We start from the raw sequence: 17750 nt of genomic DNA on the forward strand, positions 1-17750 counted from the left end.
ATTATTACAATTATTACATTTACTAGCCTCAAACACTAAAATGTATAGATTCTAGTAGCCATGGTTACTACTATTCGTAGAGAAGTAAGCCCCTCTTACATCGCCAAGAGGTTTTTGGGAAATGAAAATGTGATACATGTGAACTATTAACTAGTAAGCATGACACAATTTTGAATAATGAGGAGGAAGTTTCGTATGAAAAAATATATGATTGTGTTTGCGCTAACTTTTACATTGGCACTCAGTACTGTCAGCGAAGTGGCCGCAGTAGCACCACCTTTTGCGGGGCCTGAAATGGATTTTCCAACTGAATTGGTGACTGAATCACCAGCTACTACAACTCATCTTGTAAAACCTGGAGATACCTTATGGGCGATTGCGCAGGAATATAATGTGAGTGTAGAAGACATTAACAAGTGGAATGGGTTATCAAGCAGTCTCATCCATCCAGATCAAGAGTTAAAGATTAAGGATGATGTGAAAAAGTATATTGTTAAAAAAGGAGATACACTCTCGAAGATTGCTAAAGACCATAACATCTCATTGAATGATTTAATGGCTTGGAATCAGATAACCAGTTATTTAATCCACCCAGATGACCAATTGCAAGTCAGTGGCTTGAAAAATGCAATCACGGTGGCGAATGTGGAATTGCATCCGACCAGCATGAAATCGTCACAAGCGCCGGTAGCTAAAAAAACCGAAGCGCCAAAAACGACAGTAGCAAAGGCGCCTGCACCTAGTACATCTACAGGAAAAGAAATGACCATGACAGCGACAGCTTATACTGCTTACTGTGAAGGATGCTCAGGTATTACCTACACCGGAATCGATTTAAGATCCAACCCAAACCAAAAAGTCATCGCAGTCGATCCAAAAGTCATTCCACTCGGCTCCCGTGTATGGGTTGAAGGTTACGGCGAAGCCATCGCAGGCGATATTGGCGGCGCGATCAAAGGAAACATTATCGACGTTTTCCTACAACACCGAGCAGACGCACTCAACTGGGGACGACGAACAGTTAAGATCAAGATTTTAGATTGAACTATGAACTATATAAAGCAACTATCCACTTTAGAGATAGTTGCTTTTTTATGATTTTCGCTCGGAAAGCAGATGGCGAATACCTCAATCTCTTACCTCATATCTCAATAATAATCGGCAAAATCATTGGCCTTCTCTTCGTTTTGGCATATAGAAATGTGTCGACATCTTTTTTGATACTTTGTCTGATAATATTTTGTCGGTTGCCATTCGCACTATCTAGGTTAGTAACGGTTTTAATGACTACTTCATTAACCTCGCTCATCAGTTCTTCAGCATCTCGACTGTAAACAAAACCACGGGAAATTGTATCTGGATCAGCGATAAGACCCCCATCTGATTTACTTACCTTTATAACGATAACGAGCATTCCCTCTTCAGATAAAAGTTTTCGGTCGCGCAATACGATATTTCCAACATCCCCAATGCCCAGGCCATCGACAAAAATATGCCCCGCTTGAATACTTCTTGTATGACTGGCTACTTTATCTTTAATATCAATAACATCGCCGTTATTAATCACGAAAATATTCTCGCCCTCCACACCAACGGATTCGGCTAGACGTTTATGATGGTGAAGCATTCTGTACTCCCCGTGAATCGGAATGAAATATTTAGGTTTCATTAACGTTAACATCAATTTTAGTTCTTCCTGACTGGCGTGTCCTGATACATGCATGCCCGTTGCACTTCCCGCTCCGTAAATTACATTTGCACCGAGAAGATACAAATTATCAATGATACGCGAAACGCTTTTTTCATTTCCTGGAATTGGCGAGGAAGCAAAAATAACGGTGTCATCATGCAATACCTCGACTTGGCGAAAATTCGCACTCGATAACCGTGACAATGCCGCCATAGGTTCACCTTGACTCCCCGTACAAAGAATTGCGACTCGTTCAGGATCCATTCGACTGATCTCATGTTTTTCAATTAGCATTCCTTCAGGGATTGTTAAATAACCTAATTCTGAAGCTACCGACACCACATTAACCATACTGCGGCCGAGCAGCGCTAACTTACGGTTCGTCTTTTCCGCCGCATCGAAGACTTGCTGCACGCGGTTCACGTTGGAGGCAAACGTCGAAATGAAAACTTTCCGACGCGCTTTTCGAAATGCATCTTCGATATGTTCGCCAATCTGACGCTCGGAAGGATTAAACCCGGGACGCTCGGCATTCGTACTTTCAGACAACAGCAGTAAAACGCCTTTACCCCCGATTTCAGCCATCTTATGAATGTCTGCAAAATCATTATTTACAGGCGTAAAATCAAACTTGAAATCACCCGTATGTACAATTGTCCCTTGAGGTGTTTGAAGCACGATACCGAAACAATCTGGGATACTGTGATGCGTTTTGAAAAATTCCACTTGAACCTTTCCAAAATCTAGAATCGAATCACCATTGATCATTTGCAACTCCGTTTTTCGTAATAGGCCATGTTCTTTTAATCTAAGTTCAATTAAACCCAACGTCAAACGAGATGCATAAATAGGCATATTGATTTGTTTTAATAGGTACGGTATCCCGCCTATATGATCTTCATGTCCATGCGTGACAATTAACGCCCGTATTTTATCTTTGTTTTCTTTTAAATATGAAATATCCTGGATAATCAAATCAATGCCCATTAATGTTTCATCTGGAAACTTAGAGCCACAATCGACCACAATAATATCGTCTTCATATTGCAAAACATACATATTTTTACCGATTTCATTAATGCCCCCTAATGCGAAAATGGACATCGTGTTTTCAAGTGTCTTCAAATTTAAGATCCTCCTAGCCTAAATGAATACTTAAAGTATGCCCAGGTAAGATTTTATTATGAGAAACTGTTTCAATTAAACGATTAAGCACAAAAACCTCATTCTAATAGTGGTATACTTTTAGTATTAATCTCAAGTAGAAAGAAGGGTTTTTATTGAAGAAAATTAGATTGGGTACCAGCGAGTTAAATGTCTCAACGATTTCTCTTGGCTGTATGCGCATGGGGAAATTATCAAAGAACGAAGCGGCTAATGTGGTACATAATGCATTGGATGTGGGCGTCGACTTTTTTGACCATGCTGATATTTATGCTGGTGGTCAATCGGAAGAAATTTTTGCAGAATCCATTGACATGAATCCGACCATCCGAGAAAAAATGTTCATCCAAACAAAAGCAGGAATTCGTAAAGGATTTTTCGACTTTTCCAAAGATCATATTTTAACAAGTGTCGACGAGAGCCTTAAACGACTGAAAACTGATTATATCGATGTCTTCCTTCTTCACCGTCCAGATGCTCTTGTTGAACCCGAAGAAGTTGCAGAAGCATTTTCGGAATTAGAGAAAAGCGGAAAAGTACGTCATTTTGGCGTCAGTAATCATACCCCGTTGCAAATTGAACTACTGAAAAAATATGTTGAACAGGATTTAATAGTCAACCAACTTCAGTTCAGTATCATGCATACAAATATGATTGATGCTGGCCTCCAGATGAATACAAAATTTGAAAACGCGGTAGATCGAGACGGTAGTATACTGGATTATAGTCGCTTAAACGATATGACCATTCAAGCTTGGTCACCTTTCCAACATGGTTATTTTAAAGGCGTTTTCATAGACGATGAACAATTCCCTGAGTTGAATGCAAAACTTCAAGAAGTCAGCGAGAAATATAACGTGACTAAATCTGCAATCGCCATCTCTTGGATTTTACGTCATCCCGCAAAAATCCAACCGGTTGTCGGGACAATGAATCCTGAACGACTAGCAAGCATCGCAAAAGCGTCTGAAATTGTTTTAACGCGAGAAGAATGGTATGAAATTTACAAAGCTGCTGGAAATGAATTACCATAATTTGTGCAAGAACTCGCCCAGGTTGTTAACCGGTTGAGTTCTTTTTATTTGTGCGATGATATGTGGAAATTTGTGTCACACGCACATCTCTTGTATTCAACTCATGATAGATGCCTCTACTGTCGATGAATGTGATGTACTGATCCCGTTCACTTTGAATAAGTTTTTCTGCTTTTTCTAGAGACTCCGTATGGATAAACCTTCTTATATAATGGACTGCATCAAAAAAATAAGTCACTTTAAACTCTTGCATCTAATTGTAACGCCCCCAAAATAAGTTTAGTTCGATTCCGATGTAGTATAGCCAAAAACGCAAACATCCACCAACCTAAAAAAGGTTTGGTGGATGTGTTAGAATTTGTTATTCGTTAGGTTCGTCACTGCCCCGGTAGCGTTTATAAGGCAAGAGATTCCAACTTCGGTATTCGACATCTTCCGAGCGAAGAACTTTTGGCATGTCGGCAAGGATCTTTTTCGCCACTTCAAGTTCGCGTTCAGATTCTTCTTTATCCTGGTACATGAATTCATCGGAAGCAACAGCTGGTGCTTGCTCAATTTTTTCTTCCAAGTCTTGAATAACCATTTGCTGTTGAGACCTGACAGCATCCCGAGCATCTGCCACCCACTCCGGCTGAAGATTCCGGTTTGTATCGCCTAACTGACTAAACTCATCAAAAACCTCACGGTAAATGCGATCTGCATTGGAACGCACATCTAGGTTAACTTCTTCTAAATCAAGGTTTGTCAATTCCTCCACAGTTAATGGAGTCAGACGCTTTCGTCCACCAAGTCTTGTTCGGTCTAAATAGAATGGGAACATACTTTTGATCGTTTTTCCGACTGGTGAAATAGCCACTTCATTCTCGTCGAGTCCTTTTGGCTGAACACCTTGAATTGCGATACGAGCTGATTCAGGACGAACAATTTCTTTCGGCGGCATAATTCCATGACGCAGCATTTCCCGAATTCCTGTACCAGAAATATTAATACGGTATTGTTCATCATGCGGGCATGACTGGCCTGTTGCAGGACTATCGCATCGTGTACAATAGAAAACTTCATGGAAGAGTCGAACATCTATACCCAACTCCGCAGGATCAAATTCGTCAAAAATACTATGACTCGCATACTTATCATAATATTCACCGATTCCGGCATGGTCCCGACCAATTAAGGCATGTGTGCAACCATAGTTTTTCATGATCAATGCATGTAAAACGGTCTCACGTGGTCCTGCAAAAATATAAGTAACTCGAAGTGGCGCCAGAATCGAGCGTCCTTTTGGATAATACGTATCTAACACACTACGATACGACAACATCCGGAACTCATGACGCGTATACTCACGTTTCGCCATCTCAACCAACGGCTGTAGCAATAGTCCATCGATTTCCTCAAGCGCATTTTTGTGAATATATTCATGGCCCCTATGTAACGGATTCGCGCCTGTAATAAAACCAGCAGCCGAACGAAATTTCTTTTCTTCGTAAAACTCATGCCATGTGTCTTTCGGTTCCAACCGAAGTTTTTCGAATGGGCCCCAGTCCACACGACGTAATAACTTAATCGGTCCACCTAATGCTGTATCGCCCATACGTCTATAAATCGCGTCAACGCCAGGGTGATTACGGTCTGTCGTCCCAAAAAGATTAGATGCACGGTATTCTTTATCATAATCAAAAATATCTTCTAGCGTCATGATTGCAACTGGCTCGTTGTTTTCATCAGTAAGTGCTATTTCATTACCAACAGAAAGCGTTTTCACAACTTCTTTGTTTCGATTTCCGGTCGGGGCAAAGCTTAAAGGTACCGGCCATATCAAGCCATTTGCCAATCTACCTTCTGTAAGTACAGATTTATAATCTACTTCATTCATAAAACCTTCGTTTGGCGATAAAACACCTGTCGCAATCATTTCGATTGTAATGACAGCTTCTAGATCAACCATAATTGTTGGCAAGACTTTTGCCCGGATGGCCGCTTCTTCTAACTCACTACCCGTCAAAACCTTATCAATCAATTCCCCACCATGTGGTTGTTGAGGGTAGTCCGCAAACCTATTTTTTATTGTTGCTGTCGTGTTTTCACTCATTCTCTCCATTCCTCCCCATTCATATTGCCTCAAATCTAGAACTTTACCATCGGCAATTTATACATTTAAAGACTAGCCATAAATTTTTCCAACTGACATCGAATCATTCATTCCCCTATTAATTAGCAAACGATGCATGGAAACTTATAAGCTTATTCTGAATCTTACCATATATTTGTATATAGAAAAAGAGAAATCTCTCTTTCTAGTTTAATTATTCATTTTATTGTATGTAACTATGCCTTGATAAATATGTCCTATGACCGAAATATATTTGGACGAATACATGATTTAACGTTCATTTTTTTTGTTCCTCTAACAAATGACTGGATTATACATGAAAAAGCCCCCATTCGTAGAGGGCTTCCATTCATATTATACGCCAAATCCGTCGATTCAGCGTTAACTCATCAACAATCGAAAAATACGCTATAAAGTCATCGTAAATTTCTCTAAGCCTTGCCTCGTCATGATGATTGTTTAGCTCACCACTGAATTGATCTTTTTTCGTTCTTCTAAAAATAAACATCTTATCATTCACAAACGCAAATTCTACTGTCCCATCAGTAGTATCACTATAGTCCATCAGCTTACGTACAAAGTTTGTGGAAAGAATATAGCGGGCTTCTATATCATCCGTTGTCATGACAAGAAATTCCTTATTGAAGACGGGATCAGTAAGTTCAATTTTGAAAGCACCGATGCTTTTAGCCTGTGCATGTGTGTTTCCAAAACGACTTCGTCTGTAAATGTACGTGCTCCCCTCAAAAGACTTGTTAAAATCCGCAATAAATACAACACCTTCAAACACAATTGTGAGCTCATCATCTTCCCTTGTCCCCGAATCCATTAGACAGATTTCTGAAAACTTGAATGACGTATTGCCCAATTGTCCTTCGATATAATCTTCACCACTTAATATATAATCGTGTGCAAAATAATTACTCTGATAGATTTCATGCTTGGTAATATGTTCATTAGGACGATAGGCATAATAAGTAAACTCGCCATCATCTTCCGGTGAATGATAATTTTGAAAGAGTGCATCAATTAGTTTTGTAATAAGTAAATCATCGTACAATTTTTTGAATTTATATTTCATATGATTGAAAATAAATCTCATCAGAAATAGTGATAAAAACGAAAAAATAGCGACTACGAATATATTTTTTGATAATACATAAATTCCTATAATGATTATAGCTACAACTAATATAGAAATCAGTTGTTTATTTTTAGTCTTTTTTCTTTGTTCATTAACCTCAGAGAATGAAGGTTCCAATATCGGTAAGATCGATTCAAATGATGGAAACATTTATACGCCCCCTAACCTTTCTCTTATATTAATATCTACTTTTTGCGCCTCTGAAACTTCTAACATATCCACTTCTTGAAGTTTCATATAGGAACCAATCATTCGTGTTGGAAACTGTTTTAGCTTTGTGTTTAATTGGTAAACGTTTGCATTATAGGATCGACGACTGGCGGATAATTTTTCTTCTACATCGGTAATCGCCACTGTTAAACTGCGATAGACTGTGTCGGCTTTCAATTCGGGATAATTTTCAACTTGTAATCTTAGACTTTTTTCAAGATTTTCAATCTGGCTGGATGCGGCTAGTTTTTCATTGGCCGACATCTGGGTGTAATTCGTACGAATTTTAGCCAACTTTACCTGCGTTTCTTGTTCATAATCTGTGTAAGACACCACAGTGTCCGCAAGTTTCGATAATTGATCAAATCGCTGCAATAAATACGTGTCAATCGCACGAGCTGCTTCTTCTATTCGATTGCCCAATGAAATAAATGCGTTGTACTGCACGACAGCGTAAATAATCACAGCCCCCACCAGGCAAAATAATATGATCATCACGGTAAGAAACAACCCAAGAATCATTCCCACTAACCTCTCCCTTTCGAAATAACCCATCTCTATAACAAGTGTAATGAATGAAGGTTAAAAGAAGGTTAAGAAGTTATGATTGAATGATTAATCATAAAAAAAAGGCAGTCACACGAGTCGCTGTAACTGACTGCTGTGACTGCCTATTTGTATTACTTTTAGTCCTCATACTCTTTTTCGAAATCAATCGTGCTTCTTACGGTATCGATAGGTCTTACTAACTTCTCAATTTGCTCACGTTTCGGTTCTAAAAATGGTGGTAAAGAGAGGATTTCTCCGACAGTTTCGTATGACTCATCGCCCATAAATCCAGGACCATCTGTCGCAAATTCAAATAAGATTTGCGGTGCAACACGTGAATAAAGCGATCCAAAAAAGAAACGGTCTACGAAGCCAGACGTTTGGAATCCAAAGCTTTCAAGTCTTTTTGTCCATTCATCTAGCACAGCACGATCCTCTACACGAAATGCTGCATGGTGAACAGTGCCGTAACCTTGTCGAGCGTTTGGCAAAACTGCATTATGCTCTACAATTATTTGAGCACCATTTCCACCCTTGCCCCCTTCAAATAAATGATAAGATCCTTCTTTTGCAATTTCATTAAAGAGCATCACTTTTTCAAGTACTTCTTTAAAATATTCAAATTCAGCGATGCGGACAAAAATTGGTCCTAGACCCGTAATCGCAAATTCGAGTGGAATCGGTCCTTTCTGCCAAGGCGTTCCTGATTCTACACCTTCGTTAAGCTCATCTGAAATTAGTTGATACTGTTGGTCATCAAAATCAACAAATGATAAGGTCTTTTTGCCAAACTGTTCACTAATACCTGTATGCTTTACTTCCAAACGATCAAAACGTTTTACCCAATATTCAAGCGCAGCATCTGTCGGGACACGGAATGATGTTTTTGAAATTTCATTGGTTCCATGGACACCTTTTGGGATTTTTGGGAAATCGAAGAACGTCATATCTGTCCCAGCACTTCCCTTGTCGTCAGCAAAGAATAAGTGATAAGTTTGAATATCATCTTGGTTAACCGTTTTCTTCACTAAACGCATGCCCAGGACATAGGTGAAAAACTCATAGTTTTTTTCCGCGCTACTTGTAATTGCTGTGACATGGTGAATTCCTTTTAAATGGTTCATTTTATATTCCTCCTCGGATATTTGTATAATTTTATAAACTTTTTGCTCGATAGCCGATACGTTTTAATAATTCCATCGTTTCAACAATCTCATCATCTTCTAACTGATCAAAAATGCTTTTCATTATTTCTGCATGCTTTGGAAAAATGCAATCCATTAGTTCTATTCCTTTTTCTGTGAGCCCAGCATAAGTGACACGTCGGTCTTCAGCGCAGGCTTTACGAATGACATACTCTTTAGTAACGAGCTTGTCCACTACGTATGTGATGCTGCCGCTTGAAATTAAAACCTTTGTTCCAATCATTTGTGTTGGCTGATCGCCTTTATGATACAACAACTCCAAAACTGAGAATTCCGTTGTATTAAGTCCATGGGTTGCTACATCTTTACGAATGACTTCTTGAATTGCTTGAGCGGCGCGAAGTATGACAGTAACAGCTTTTAAATCATTAGCTAGTTCCATTCCTCTCACTCCTATTTTAGTTGGAATTCAAGTATCTTTAATTCAAGATAAATATAACATAATTTGATTTGCTCTGTCAACTAGCCTGTTCTTAACTACGACCAAGCTAAATCAATCATAGAATGGTAAATCAATTTAAAAGAATCCCACTAAAAAAGTATTAGAGGGATTCTACTCATTATTCTTCTAAATCATCTGGGAAAATTGTGCTATCGAAAACTTCACCTGTTGATTGATTTTCATAGTCGATTGTTACTTGAATCTTATCTGTGGCTGTACCATCAAAAGCTTGATAATACATACCAGACATAGCTAAGCCAAATGCTGCGAAACCATCGAAACTATTCTCAAACACTTCTTGATCAACAACGAGGGTGAAATTAGAAAACGATTTATTGTGCTTTACATCTTGAATGGATTGGAATTCTTCATCTGTTTTCAATTCATCAATATACCCATTCAAATTATCAGCCATATCCGCCATCATTTCTTTATGCTTAGATTTCGGCATCTTATATGTTAATGAGCCATCGCTGTTTTTTGTAACTTCTGAAACACCATCTTCTTTTGCATTAGCAATGGCTTCATCAATATCTTCTCCTTCAAAGAATGATGCGGGTAATGTAACTTCAACATTCAAAATGCCTTTATCTACTGCTACCTCTTCGCCACTTCCAGCAGTCGTGTTTTTATCATCATCTGATGCGCATGCCCCCAACAATACCAGCGTGCACAAAGACAACACCAAACCAAACTTTTTCAATAAAATAACCTCCTGATTTGTTAGAACTAGATCTATTTCACAAAGAAAAAGACGGGTGATCCTTCACTTGAATCATAGGAAACTTTAAAATCATCATCAAGCCTGACTTGGTTATAAATATAACCCTCCCCTGTCCCGCCGCTAAAAAGCTCTTTTTGCAATTCGGTTGGAATCACTGCAGAATTTAATTCATATACTTCTCCTTCGTCAGATACAAAATCAAAGCTAAACGAAGAGAAAAACAGACTGTCATCGTCCGTTTCGGAATCCTTTAAGAAACCTTTAACCTTAACAAGTGCATATTCATAACCATCTTGCGCTGGTTCATTAAATTGATTTTCCTCTTCAATAATTGCCCAAGCCTCTTCACCACGGACGACTTCTAATAATGTAATTTCTAGCGATGAAGCATATGCGTTAAAGCTATCATCATAAATATTTTCTTTAACTGTAATTGTATCACCAAATGGCAATGGGTTTGAACGTGTCCCAATCGATTTAGCTTTTTCCTCTTGCTTTTCTGTTTCAGCCCCACCATTTTCTTCCTCATCCACTACACTTGTCTCGGATACATCCTTATCTGAGGCAGATGACACATCACGATCATTCTTCTCATCAATGTCTCCGCATGCAGCCAACATGAACAGACTTATAACACCTAACATATACAAAAGCTTTTTCATAATAACCCCTCCAATAGTATTTCTTTTTCCTACTTCTTTACTATAATGTAAACATTAAGCTGACCTTTGCGGAAATACACAAAGGTCTGGTCTTTTGGAGTTACTTCTAAAATTCCTAATTATAATTCCTCTATGCTATTATGTAAGAACATATAAGTTTCATGGAAAGGGATGTTTAAACTTGAATACGAAAATAACAACTAAACTTAACATACAAAAAACAACTGCAGAAGTCTTTGAAGCGATTGTTGATCCTGAGGAAATGGCTAATTATTGGTTCTCATCTGGCACGGAAAGAGTTGCAGAAGGGAAAACGATTACTTGGCGATACGAAGAGTACAATGCAGAAGGTGTCATTGAAGTATTAACGGTTATTGAAAATGAGAAAATAGAATTTTCATGGGGCGAAGCGGACCATAAAACAGTCGTCACGATAACGTTGGAAGCACTAGATGCCTCGAACACGCTGATTACGATCATTGAATCTGGATTACTAGAAGACGACCCACAACTCATTAACAAAATGATGGGCCAAAAAGAGGGCTGGGTTTATATGTTAACTTGCTTAAAAGGATATTTGGAAAACGGGATTAGTACTTTACGCGCTTCGTTGAGGTAATAATATAAGCTACTAGATAAAAAAAACTTCTTATTTCAAAATCGGGGAGCTATCCTCCAAACTTTAAATGACAGATAACTTCAACTTGCATAGTAATTAGTGAGGGTTGGCGATATAATAAAATAAAAATGAATAGGTCATTTAAAAAACCAAAGAGGGTGAAAATAATGTTAGCTAAATTAAAAGCATTACCTGAAAAGGTGGCATTTGCTATAGGCTTAACTTTAATACTGACAATTCCATTATTGTTATTCTTGTATTCACTTTTGTTCCCTATTGGTATTTGGACTGCGATGATTATAGAGGGCATTGTTTTTGGTATTGCTATATTATTTGTATTGAGTGCGGCTGACAAAAGACATTCACGCATTGGTAAGAAAAAATAATCCTTTAATCATTTTGAATTAGAAAAATGATTAACATTGATTCAGCATTTTTTATTGTTTATATAGAATATCATCAGACCTATTAATGAAGTTTCGTCAAATGTTCACCCCAACCGATACTGTTCTAATGCTAACTGTGCTGCTAAAGTAGACATGTCCAAGTTATTCACCTTAAAATCTGTGCCTGCATGAATCACGAGTTCTAATCTTTTGTTTCTGGTATTTTGACGTACATCACCTATCCCCGTGAATTGGACTATATTCTGGTCAAAGATATGATTAATCGCCCAAAACTTGTTCAAATAACTTCGATTATACGGATCTGCAGTGAAGGACTCTTCAAAGACCACCGCTATCCTGCCGTCATTATTTTCTACTGTTATTTCAGCAACATCTTGATTTTCAAGACTGGATGTAATATTCCCCATGACCAATCGGATTTGGCCTAAATCTGAGGCTGCTAAATCATCAACAAACCTTTTAGAAATGTTTCTTCTCCGAAAAATCAGGTCATCTTTGTAGAGTTCAGTGTCGAATAAAACCAACTGCTCGCCTTTCACGTTAGCTTTTTGGCTAGTGATTGATTGAATCCTAGGCCGCCGCCGCCTTCTTGATGTTCGCATTGCTTTCCTTTCTTCAGCAGTTAAATTCATAAGTATATAAGCGTCATGAAGTGCCTTTTGTCTTCTATTATAAGATATTTCGACACTGCCAATGTCAGACACATTTCTCCCTAAATGAATAGGAATTCTATCATAATAATAAGGACAGTTCTCTGAGTGTTGATCATATCTCCATGTTCTAAAATGTGGATATCTCCCACCACTATAACTGATTCTTGATTTACATCCTCCAGTAAGACAATATAATTCCCCTTTATATTCACGGTTATAGAGAGGAGTTGATAATTCACCGAGATGAATTTCCTTCTCCATACCATTATTGTCCCTATAGAAAGCACTCATAATCCTCATGTAATACTACCCCTTTCCTTTATCAAAACACGTTGATAAGAAAACACCAATAAGCAGTTTGCGGAATTATCTATATAGTCTCATTTTAACATAACGGGGAAGTACTTGGTAGCTAGTTATTTTTGAACATGAAAAAGGATCTCCCATACTGTACGGAAGTTCCTTTTTAATTAACAATTAGAGTCGGTTACGATTATTTAGAGGGTCAAATTGTGAACGCTCTGTTTCTCCTTCTTCTTCTTTATCTCGATCGAGTTGATTCACAAAGTCATCGCTGCGATCAATAGCTGCTTCTTCACGACGTACTGTTTCATTTACAGTTTCAGTATCTTGTACTTCGCGTTTACTAACCACAATTTCTTCATTCACTACGGGACGTTTTGTCACTTCTACCTTTTCTTCCATAACAGGGATATGAATGTTTTCACCATCGTCGAAAATTTCGCCTGCAGCTGTCTCATCATTCGGTCTGCCGTAATCTTTGTCAACATACACTAAGATGCTTCCGTTTTTCACTTCATTGTAATAACGAGCAGATTCTTCTTCTGTTAAACCAATATCATTAAATGCTGCCCTCACTGGTTCTTCACCACTAAGAAACTCTATTCTATAAATTTATCTAACCAGTTTGCTTCTGCCGACTTCAGGTCGACGTCAGTCTGTCCGCGAACAATGGAAAGCGAGTCTTCATCATCTGTGACTACGTAAATATATTCCTCTGAATAGCCTTCTACCTTCAATTCATCGATTTTATTCAATACTTCGTGTTCTGATTGGAATGTACCTACAATTCTTTTATCTGCCATGTTTATATTCCTCCTAGCGTTCGAGTAGTTTTGGTGCTTAATTAGTAAATACCCAGGTCACAAAATATAAAACAAAAAACCTTCCACCTTTCTTTGGAAGGTTAATTTATATGATTTTCTATCACGTCCCACAATATGTTTGATAAGAAACGGGTTTGTCAGGTAGTGTTGTATATTTTTCCTGTTCAACCATATGTGTATAAGGCTTCGATATGACAGCTAGAAGTTTTTGCATCACACCATAATCGCCATCTTCTACCGCAGCTTCCAGTGCTTCTTCAACCAGATGATTACGAGGTATGACAGCTGGATTGCTATCTTTCATTAATTGATGGGAATCTTCTTTCGTTGCCTCTTGTCTATTTAATCTAGCCTGCCACAATTCATGCCAATCAGCAAATTCTTTTGTGCTAAACATTTCATTATTCTCTAGATTATTAAAAGTTAGTGCGCGAAATGTATTGGTGAAATCTGTTTGATTTTTACTCATAAGCGTAAGAAACTCATCAATCAGCGCTTCATCTTCTTTCTCTTCATTAAATAATCCTAGTTTAGTCCTCATACCTGAAAACCAATTCGTCTGATAGTACTCAGGAAATTCCGATATGGCATCCTGCCCTAGTTTGAGTGCCTCGGCTTCGTCTTCATGTAGAAGCGGGATGAGTGATTCAGCAAAACGAGCGAGATTCCATCCGGTAATAGATGGTTGATTTCCATAGGCGTAACGACCTTGGCTATCAATTGAACTGAAGACTGTTGCGGGGTCGTACGTATCCATGAAAGCACAAGGGCCATAATCGATTGTTTCTCCGCTAATTGTCATATTATCCGTATTCATGACCCCGTGAATAAACCCAACAAGTTGCCATTTTGCAACTAGTGCCGCTTGTCGCTTGATCACAGCTTGTAGAAAAGAAAGGTATCGATTTTCATCGTTTTCGATTTCTGGATAATGGCGTTCGATCGCATAATCAGCTAAAGCTTTGAGGTCATCAAATGTCCCACCCCCTGCAGCGTATTGAAAAGTCCCCACGCGCAAATGACTTCTGGCGATACGCGTCAGTATTGCACCAGGTAATACTTCTTCACGATAAACTGCTTCGCCTGTTGTCACTACAGCAAGCCCTCTAGTTGTCGGAATTCCAAGTGCGTGCATGGCTTCGCTAATTATGTATTCACGAAGCATCGGACCAAGTGATGCCCGTCCATCTCCTCCGCGGGAATACTCGGTGCGTCCAGATCCTTTTAACTGAACATCAAATTTTTCCCCAGATGGTGTCTGTTGTTCACCAATGAGCATGGCACGACCATCCCCAAGCATTGTAAAATGACCAAATTGGTGGCCAGCATAAGCTTGCGCTAATGGGTTAGCACCTTCTGGGGTTTTATTTCCTGAAAATACCGCAATCCCCTCTTCACCTTTCAATTTCCCAGCATCCAAGCCTAATGTTTTGGCTAATGAATCATTAAAAATGATTAACTCGGGAGCTTCTACAGGATTGGTGTCCATTTCCGTGAAAAACATGTCCGGCAAATCAGCATAACTATTGTCGAAGTTCCAGCCTATTTCCATCTCTTCTTTTGTGTTCGTCATATGTCGTGTACATCTCCTTATATATCAAAATTAAAGGCTACCCAATAAATCCCATAATCCACTGAATTTTAATTTATTATACGCATTATCCATTTTGATATCGAATCATCCGCGCTCAGTGTAAATGAATGATTTCAGGAAATACTACGAAAAAGGAGGAGTGAAATTGGTAAACAATAAAGTTTTAGTTCCGGAAGCACGTAAGCAATTAGTTGAAATAAAGGCTGATGTCATGAGGAAAAAAGGATATAAGGTAAATAATAGCAATCCTGATCAAGTGAAATTTGAAATTGCAGACGAACTCGGCATTCCGTTTTCAAAATACAATAACGGAGAAATGACAGCGAAAGATGCAGGTAAAATTGGTGGTTCTATTGGTGGGCACATGGTCAAAGAAATGGTTCGCTTGGCTCAAGAACAACTGTTGAAAAAATAAATAAGAATAAAGGAATCTGCCGGGTCGTGACAACCAGGCATTTCCTTTATTCCGGTTAATCTTTTTTCTTTTTTTCCGAAGAATACGTCTGAATATCAAATTCCTCTGCAGCTTCTGCTAACTTCATTTGAACGTCTCGGTAGTTTTCATTGCCATCTTTATGATTTTGCGCCAAATTTTGTTCGGCTATTTCTTGCTGGTTTAACCGTGGATCACGTCGTTGGATTAAACTATTCGAATGTTCTTGTCGATTCAAGTTTAACCTAACGCCTCTGTCATGATGTGATTTATTATCTTTTTTCGCCAAATCCCTCACTCCTTTTAGTTGAATCTCTTTTAGTATTCGCTGATATTGGGACAGTATACGGATACAATATATGTACAACTAATTGAATTTAAAAAGGTCTTCGCGTTAGTTTGCAAAGACCAAAATAATATCTACAAAAGTATTTTTCATGACTTTTAGGGTGAAGGTTTTTACTGGCGTTAATTAAGAGGTCAATTTTTCACCAGAGGTTAAAAGAGACAACCACTTTGATACGAACTGATTGTCTTCCCATGTTAAAAGATTTTCAACATATCCCAATGTATCAGCATTAACCGTCCCAATAATCCGCTGGAAGGCTAATATGTCATAATTATAACTATTATTATCTGTAATAATCGGATTTAATGCTCCAATAGCTAAAGCCCCACCTTGGAATGGTTCTATTAATACCCCATTTGGTTTATAAAACTGCGATAAGTAATCAGAACCTTTATTGCTAATATCAATGGTAAACAATACATTTAACTTCGGACTCTCAACACGAACCTTATAGAAATCTGCATAATTCACTTGGAATGAGTATTTATCATTGTATTGATCAACATCAAACATTTCTTGTAAAACGTTATTTCTAAACGAATAGATATAAAAGATACCATATCCGCCACTTCCACCTGTATCAGCGCTGACCATAATATCGGCTATATTATCTTTGTTGAAATCGCCAAGAAACAGCCGTGCATTATAGCCTGCAGTGTTTTTCAAAGGAACAGATGTCTTTTTACTTGACCTCTCATCCTGAATAACAATGGTGATGTTATCGGCATAGGTACCCGGTGGCCCATCGACCTCTCCATATAAATAGACATTATCTAAAATACCATCACCGTTGACATCTGCTATTTTCCAGTCCAACAACACAGGTTTTCCATTGATAACTTATTCCTCCTACTTCAGAATTCGGTGGTCGTTATACTCTATGCCCATTCGCATAGCTTCTTGAAAAGATTTCCCGTATATTACGAATCAATTTTCCATTCCCATATCCTGTTATACTATATGAGAGAGTTATCTAGTTAAAAAAGGGATAAGGGGCTGCAATTGAATGGACAATAAAATTAGATGGATGCGGCTGAAGCACGGCCAATGGGATTTGTTTTTGGCAGCGACTAACACGGGACTTTGCTATGTCGGAACGCAAAACGAGGATTTTGAAGACCTTGAGAAATGGGTAAAGAAGCGGCTACCAAGTTATATTTTAGTGGAAGATGAAGATTCACTGCAGGGTTATGCACAAGAATTGATAGCGTTTTTGGACGGCCAACGTAAGGATTTTACTGTAACCACCGCCTTGCACGGAACGCCATTTCAACAATCCGTTTGGCAAGCATTACTTGAAATCCCCTTTGGTGAAACGGTATTCTACTCAACAATCGCAGAACGTATCGGAAATCCAAAGGCTGTGCGTGCTGTCGGAACAGCAATTGGCGCAAATCCAATGCTAATCATCGTTCCGTGTCATCGAGTAATTGGGAAAAACGGTTCTCTCACCGGTTTTCGTGGCGGATTGGAAATGAAAGCACATTTGCTTGATTTGGAAAGTTTATAAAACAATAAAATACCAGGTTTTGGCGCAATTCATAGTTTTCATCGACTAAATAATCAAAGTATCAAAAAAGACCTTTCGCATGTTTTTTTAATTTGCGAAAGGCCTACCTTATTTTAGGTAA

Annotated in this window: 21 protein-coding genes; 6 read left to right on the forward strand and 15 right to left on the reverse strand. The window is 38.5% G+C overall.

Features of this window, described 5'->3' with window-relative positions:
• The first annotated feature begins 294 nt into the window (after positions 1 to 294).
• The gene (locus tag AC25Y1_RS01180; protein WP_488146377.1) at positions 295 to 1044 is read left to right on the forward strand and encodes a 3D domain-containing protein; all 750 of its coding nucleotides are present in this window, start codon (positions 295 to 297) and stop codon (positions 1042 to 1044) included.
• 97 nt (positions 1045 to 1141) lie between these two features.
• On the opposite strand, the gene AC25Y1_RS01185 is transcribed toward AC25Y1_RS01180, so the two are convergent.
• The gene (locus AC25Y1_RS01185) at positions 1142 to 2815 is read right to left on the reverse strand and encodes a ribonuclease J (RefSeq protein WP_488146102.1); all 1674 of its coding nucleotides are present in this window, start codon (positions 2813 to 2815) and stop codon (positions 1142 to 1144) included.
• 155 nt (positions 2816 to 2970) lie between these two features.
• Between AC25Y1_RS01185 and AC25Y1_RS01190 the strand changes: the two genes are divergently transcribed.
• Positions 2971 to 3888 carry an aldo/keto reductase gene (locus AC25Y1_RS01190; RefSeq protein WP_488146103.1) on the forward strand — a complete coding sequence of 306 codons (918 nt, stop codon included), beginning with the start codon at positions 2971 to 2973 and terminating at the stop codon, positions 3886 to 3888.
• 25 nt (positions 3889 to 3913) lie between these two features.
• Here the strand turns inward: AC25Y1_RS01190 and AC25Y1_RS01195 are convergent, their stop codons facing one another.
• From AC25Y1_RS01195 to AC25Y1_RS01230, 8 genes are all read right to left on the reverse strand, one after another.
• Positions 3914 to 4141 carry a hypothetical protein gene (locus tag AC25Y1_RS01195; RefSeq protein WP_488146104.1) on the reverse strand — a complete coding sequence of 76 codons (228 nt, stop codon included), beginning with the start codon at positions 4139 to 4141 and terminating at the stop codon, positions 3914 to 3916.
• A gap of 108 nt (positions 4142 to 4249) precedes the next feature.
• Positions 4250 to 5980: a sulfate adenylyltransferase gene (locus AC25Y1_RS01200; RefSeq protein ID WP_488146105.1), complete on the reverse strand. Its 1731-nt coding sequence runs from the start codon at positions 5978 to 5980 to the stop codon at positions 4250 to 4252.
• Between the two features lie 370 nt (positions 5981 to 6350).
• Complete coding sequence (locus AC25Y1_RS01205; RefSeq protein WP_488146106.1) at positions 6351 to 7295, reverse strand: DUF3137 domain-containing protein; 945 nt, start codon at positions 7293 to 7295, stop codon at positions 6351 to 6353.
• Positions 7296 to 7850 carry a LemA family protein gene (locus tag AC25Y1_RS01210; RefSeq protein ID WP_488146378.1) on the reverse strand — a complete coding sequence of 185 codons (555 nt, stop codon included), beginning with the start codon at positions 7848 to 7850 and terminating at the stop codon, positions 7296 to 7298.
• A 191-nt stretch (positions 7851 to 8041) separates the two neighbouring features.
• On the reverse strand, positions 8042 to 9028 hold the full coding sequence (locus tag AC25Y1_RS01215; RefSeq protein ID WP_488146107.1) for a ring-cleaving dioxygenase: 987 nt from the start codon (positions 9026 to 9028) through the stop codon (positions 8042 to 8044).
• A gap of 31 nt (positions 9029 to 9059) precedes the next feature.
• Entirely contained in the window at positions 9060 to 9491 is a 432-nt protein-coding gene (locus AC25Y1_RS01220) for a MarR family winged helix-turn-helix transcriptional regulator (protein WP_488146108.1), read from the reverse strand.
• A gap of 178 nt (positions 9492 to 9669) precedes the next feature.
• Complete coding sequence (locus AC25Y1_RS01225; RefSeq protein WP_488146109.1) at positions 9670 to 10254, reverse strand: hypothetical protein; 585 nt, start codon at positions 10252 to 10254, stop codon at positions 9670 to 9672.
• A 32-nt stretch (positions 10255 to 10286) separates the two neighbouring features.
• Complete coding sequence (locus AC25Y1_RS01230) at positions 10287 to 10937, reverse strand: hypothetical protein (RefSeq protein ID WP_488146110.1); 651 nt, start codon at positions 10935 to 10937, stop codon at positions 10287 to 10289.
• 181 nt (positions 10938 to 11118) lie between these two features.
• Between AC25Y1_RS01230 and AC25Y1_RS01235 the strand changes: the two genes are divergently transcribed.
• Together AC25Y1_RS01235 and AC25Y1_RS01240 are read left to right on the forward strand one after the other, a co-directional pair.
• A complete protein-coding gene (locus AC25Y1_RS01235; RefSeq protein WP_488146111.1) occupies positions 11119 to 11556 on the forward strand; it encodes an SRPBCC family protein in 438 nt (145 codons plus the stop codon).
• 167 nt (positions 11557 to 11723) lie between these two features.
• Positions 11724 to 11942: a hypothetical protein gene (locus tag AC25Y1_RS01240; protein WP_488146112.1), complete on the forward strand. Its 219-nt coding sequence runs from the start codon at positions 11724 to 11726 to the stop codon at positions 11940 to 11942.
• Between the two features lie 104 nt (positions 11943 to 12046).
• On the opposite strand, the gene AC25Y1_RS01245 is transcribed toward AC25Y1_RS01240, so the two are convergent.
• From AC25Y1_RS01245 to AC25Y1_RS01260, 4 genes are all read right to left on the reverse strand, one after another.
• Positions 12047 to 12916, reverse strand: a complete 870-nt coding sequence (locus AC25Y1_RS01245) for a hypothetical protein (protein WP_488146113.1) — start codon at positions 12914 to 12916, stop codon at positions 12047 to 12049.
• 177 nt (positions 12917 to 13093) lie between these two features.
• Positions 13094 to 13495: a YsnF/AvaK domain-containing protein gene (locus AC25Y1_RS01250; protein WP_488146114.1), complete on the reverse strand. Its 402-nt coding sequence runs from the start codon at positions 13493 to 13495 to the stop codon at positions 13094 to 13096.
• A 23-nt stretch (positions 13496 to 13518) separates the two neighbouring features.
• Positions 13519 to 13722 carry a general stress protein gene (locus tag AC25Y1_RS01255; protein WP_488146115.1) on the reverse strand — a complete coding sequence of 68 codons (204 nt, stop codon included), beginning with the start codon at positions 13720 to 13722 and terminating at the stop codon, positions 13519 to 13521.
• A gap of 121 nt (positions 13723 to 13843) precedes the next feature.
• Positions 13844 to 15316 carry a protein adenylyltransferase SelO gene (locus tag AC25Y1_RS01260; RefSeq protein WP_488146116.1) on the reverse strand — a complete coding sequence of 491 codons (1473 nt, stop codon included), beginning with the start codon at positions 15314 to 15316 and terminating at the stop codon, positions 13844 to 13846.
• Between the two features lie 124 nt (positions 15317 to 15440).
• Here AC25Y1_RS01260 and AC25Y1_RS01265 point away from each other — a divergent pair, with 124 nt between their 5' ends.
• Positions 15441 to 15752, forward strand: a complete 312-nt coding sequence (locus tag AC25Y1_RS01265; RefSeq protein WP_488146117.1) for an alpha/beta-type small acid-soluble spore protein — start codon at positions 15441 to 15443, stop codon at positions 15750 to 15752.
• Between the two features lie 55 nt (positions 15753 to 15807).
• Here the strand turns inward: AC25Y1_RS01265 and AC25Y1_RS01270 are convergent, their stop codons facing one another.
• Positions 15808 to 16059, reverse strand: a complete 252-nt coding sequence (locus AC25Y1_RS01270) for a hypothetical protein (protein ID WP_488146118.1) — start codon at positions 16057 to 16059, stop codon at positions 15808 to 15810.
• A 183-nt stretch (positions 16060 to 16242) separates the two neighbouring features.
• Positions 16243 to 16941, reverse strand: coding sequence for a VCBS repeat-containing protein (locus tag AC25Y1_RS01275; protein WP_488146119.1), 699 nt, complete (start codon positions 16939 to 16941; stop codon positions 16243 to 16245).
• A 184-nt stretch (positions 16942 to 17125) separates the two neighbouring features.
• On the opposite strand from AC25Y1_RS01275, the gene AC25Y1_RS01280 reads away from it, so the two are divergent.
• A complete protein-coding gene (locus AC25Y1_RS01280; protein WP_488146120.1) occupies positions 17126 to 17629 on the forward strand; it encodes a methylated-DNA--[protein]-cysteine S-methyltransferase in 504 nt (167 codons plus the stop codon).
• Positions 17630 to 17750 lie beyond the last annotated feature (121 nt).

The sequence above is a fragment of the Sporosarcina sp. Y1009 genome (genome assembly GCF_057669865.1).

Coding starts and splice junctions, on each gene's coding strand:
- AC25Y1_RS01180 (WP_488146377.1), top strand. CDS start 295: ATGGATTTTCCAACTGAATTGGTGACTGAATCACCAGCTACTACAACT.
- AC25Y1_RS01195 (WP_488146104.1), bottom strand. CDS start 4,141: ATGCAAGAGTTTAAAGTGACTTATTTTTTTGATGCAGTCCATTATATA.
- AC25Y1_RS01200 (WP_488146105.1), bottom strand. CDS start 5,980: ATGAGTGAAAACACGACAGCAACAATAAAAAATAGGTTTGCGGACTAC.
- AC25Y1_RS01205 (WP_488146106.1), bottom strand. CDS start 7,295: ATGTTTCCATCATTTGAATCGATCTTACCGATATTGGAACCTTCATTC.
- AC25Y1_RS01210 (WP_488146378.1), bottom strand. CDS start 7,850: ATGATCATATTATTTTGCCTGGTGGGGGCTGTGATTATTTACGCTGTC.
- AC25Y1_RS01215 (WP_488146107.1), bottom strand. CDS start 9,028: ATGAACCATTTAAAAGGAATTCACCATGTCACAGCAATTACAAGTAGC.
- AC25Y1_RS01220 (WP_488146108.1), bottom strand. CDS start 9,491: ATGGAACTAGCTAATGATTTAAAAGCTGTTACTGTCATACTTCGCGCC.
- AC25Y1_RS01230 (WP_488146110.1), bottom strand. CDS start 10,937: ATGAAAAAGCTTTTGTATATGTTAGGTGTTATAAGTCTGTTCATGTTG.
- AC25Y1_RS01240 (WP_488146112.1), top strand. CDS start 11,724: ATGTTAGCTAAATTAAAAGCATTACCTGAAAAGGTGGCATTTGCTATA.
- AC25Y1_RS01245 (WP_488146113.1), bottom strand. CDS start 12,916: ATGAGGATTATGAGTGCTTTCTATAGGGACAATAATGGTATGGAGAAG.
- AC25Y1_RS01255 (WP_488146115.1), bottom strand. CDS start 13,722: ATGGCAGATAAAAGAATTGTAGGTACATTCCAATCAGAACACGAAGTA.
- AC25Y1_RS01260 (WP_488146116.1), bottom strand. CDS start 15,316: ATGACGAACACAAAAGAAGAGATGGAAATAGGCTGGAACTTCGACAAT.
- AC25Y1_RS01265 (WP_488146117.1), top strand. CDS start 15,441: ATGAATGATTTCAGGAAATACTACGAAAAAGGAGGAGTGAAATTGGTA.
- AC25Y1_RS01280 (WP_488146120.1), top strand. CDS start 17,126: ATGGACAATAAAATTAGATGGATGCGGCTGAAGCACGGCCAATGGGAT.